Annotated in this window: 1 protein-coding gene; it reads left to right on the top strand. The window is 67.3% G+C overall.

Features of this window, described 5'->3' with window-relative positions; genetic code table 11:
* Nucleotides 1-2,473: type I polyketide synthase (locus ACWDSL_RS52970; RefSeq protein WP_450496886.1), on the top strand; the 2,473-nt coding region annotated here is incomplete at both ends.

Here is a 2,473-nt window from a genome sequence, read left to right as displayed (position 1 = left end):
GTTCGGCGGTGAATCAGGATGGTGCGTCGAATGGTTTGACGGCGCCGAATGGTCCGTCGCAGCAGCGGGTGATTCGTCAGGCGTTGGCGAGTGCGCGGCTTTCCGCTGGTGAGGTGGATGTGGTGGAGGCGCATGGTACGGGGACGACGCTGGGTGATCCGATCGAGGCGCAGGCGCTGCTGGCGACGTACGGTCAGGAGCGGTCGGAGGGGCGGCCGCTGTGGCTGGGGTCGTTGAAGTCCAACATCGGACACGCGCAGGCTGCGGCGGGTGTCGCGGGCGTGATCAAGATGGTGTTGGCGATGCAGCATGGGGTGTTGCCGCGGACGTTGCATGTGGATGAGCCGTCACGGCAGGTGGATTGGGGTGCGGGTGCGGTCGAGCTGCTGACCGAACAGCGGGAGTGGCCTGAGAGCGACCGGCCACGCCGGGCCGCAGTCTCTTCGTTCGGTATCAGCGGGACGAATGCCCATGTGATTCTCGAAGCGGCGCCTATGGCTGAGGTGGAGTCCGAGGAGCGGGTGGCGTCGGTGGTTCCTGGGGTGGTGCCGTGGGTGATGTCGGGGCGTGGTGTGGGTGCGCTGCAGGGGCAGGCGCGGCGATTGTTGTCGCGTGTGGAGCGTGATGGGGGGCTTTCGCCGGTTGATGTGGGGTGGTCGCTGGCGTCGGGGCGGTCGGCCTTCGAGCATCGGGCTGTGGTGCTGGGCGAGGGCCGGGATAATCTGCTGGCCGGGCTTGGCGCGTTGGCGCGGGGTGAGGATACGCCGGGTGTGGTGATGGGGCCGGTGGAGGGTGTGGGTTCGGGTCGGTTGGCGGTGTTGTTCTCGGGGCAGGGCAGTCAGCGGGTGGGTATGGGCCGTGAGCTGTATGGCCAGTATCCGGTGTTCGCGGAGGCGTTTGACGAGGTGCGCGGGCTGCTGGACAAGGAGCTTGCGGGGCATGTCGAGCGGTCTGTGCGTGATGTGATCTTCGGTGACGATGCTGCTCTGCTCGGTCAGACGGTGTTTACGCAGGCCGGGCTGTTCACGCTTGAGGTGGCGTTGTTCCGGTTGGTCGAGTCGTGGGGCGTGGTACCGGAGTTTGTGGGTGGGCATTCGATCGGCGAGATCGCCGCGGCCCACGTGGCGGGCGTGTTCTCGTTGGAGGATGCGGTGCGGCTGGTGGCGGCTCGGGGTCGGCTGATGCAGGCGCTGCCCGCCGGCGGCGCGATGGTTGCTGTCCAAGCCACTGAGGGCGAGGCCAGGGATTTCTTTGCGGCGTATGAGGGCCGCGTGGATGTCGCTGCGGTCAATGGGCCGAACTCGGTGGTCGTCTCGGGTGATGAGGACGCTGTCCTTGCTGTGGCGGCGACGTTCCGGCGTCAGGGGCGTAAGACCAAGCGTCTTGAGGTGTCGCATGCGTTCCATTCGCCTCGTATGGACGCGATGTTGGTCGAGTTCCGCACCGTCGCCGAGGCTCTGACCTACGCCGCGCCGCGTATCCCGGTCGTCTCCAACGTGACGGGCAAGCTGGCGACGTCCGACGAGCTGGGGTCGGCTGGCTACTGGGTGCGGCATGTTCGTGAGGCCGTCCGCTTCAGCGATGGCTTGGCCAGTCTCGCCGAGCGGAACGCATCCGTCTTCCTTGAGCTGGGCCCCGACGGCGTGCTGAGCGCCATGGGCGACGACACCGTGATCGAGGGGGTGTTCGTCCCTGCTCTGGAGTCCGGGCGCTATGAGCGCGAGACGCTGCTGTCCGGTCTCGCTCAGGCGTGGGCTAACGGCGCCGACATGGACTGGACGCGGGTGTTCGAGGGCACAGGCGCGTCGCGGGTGGATCTGCCGACGTATGCCTTTCAGCGGGAGCGGTTCTGGCTGGATGTTCCTGTTGGGGCGGTGGTGGTGGATGAGGTGGAGGCGCGGTTCTGGGAGGCGGTGGAGCGGGAGGAGCTGGAGTCGCTGGCTTCGACTCTCGGGGTTGCCGCTGATGAGCCGCTGAGCGCTGTGCTGCCGGTGTTGTCGTCATGGCGGCGGGGGCAGCGGGAGCGGTCTCGGCTGGATGGGTGGTGCTATCGGGTTGGTTGGAAGCCGGTGTCGGTTGAGTCGTCGGCGGTGCTGTCGGGGACGTGGCTGCTGGCTGTTCCTGCTGGTCTGGCTGAGGATGCGTGGGTCGCCGATGTCGCTCGGGGGTTGGAGGCCCGTGGGGCCGAGATCGCGCGTGTCATCGTTGAGTCGGGTACAGATCGCGCTCAGTTGGCGCAGGCCGTATCCGAGGCGGGCGGTTCGTCCGTGAGTGGTGTCGTGTCCCTGGTGGCGTTGGACGAGTCGTTGTGTGGCGGTGTTCCGGCTGGTCTGGCTGGCACGTTGGGGTTGGTGCAGGCGCTGGGTGACACCGGGATGGCGGCGCCGTTGTGGGTGGTGACACGTGGTGCCGTGTCGGTCAACGACTCGGAACCGTTGCTGAGTGCGGTGCAGGCTCAGGTGTGGGGTTTGGG

This window comes from Streptomyces sp. NPDC000941 (assembly GCF_053599555.1).
The sequence above is the reverse complement of the archived record's forward strand: the minus strand, read 5'-3'. Positions and strand labels throughout refer to the sequence as shown.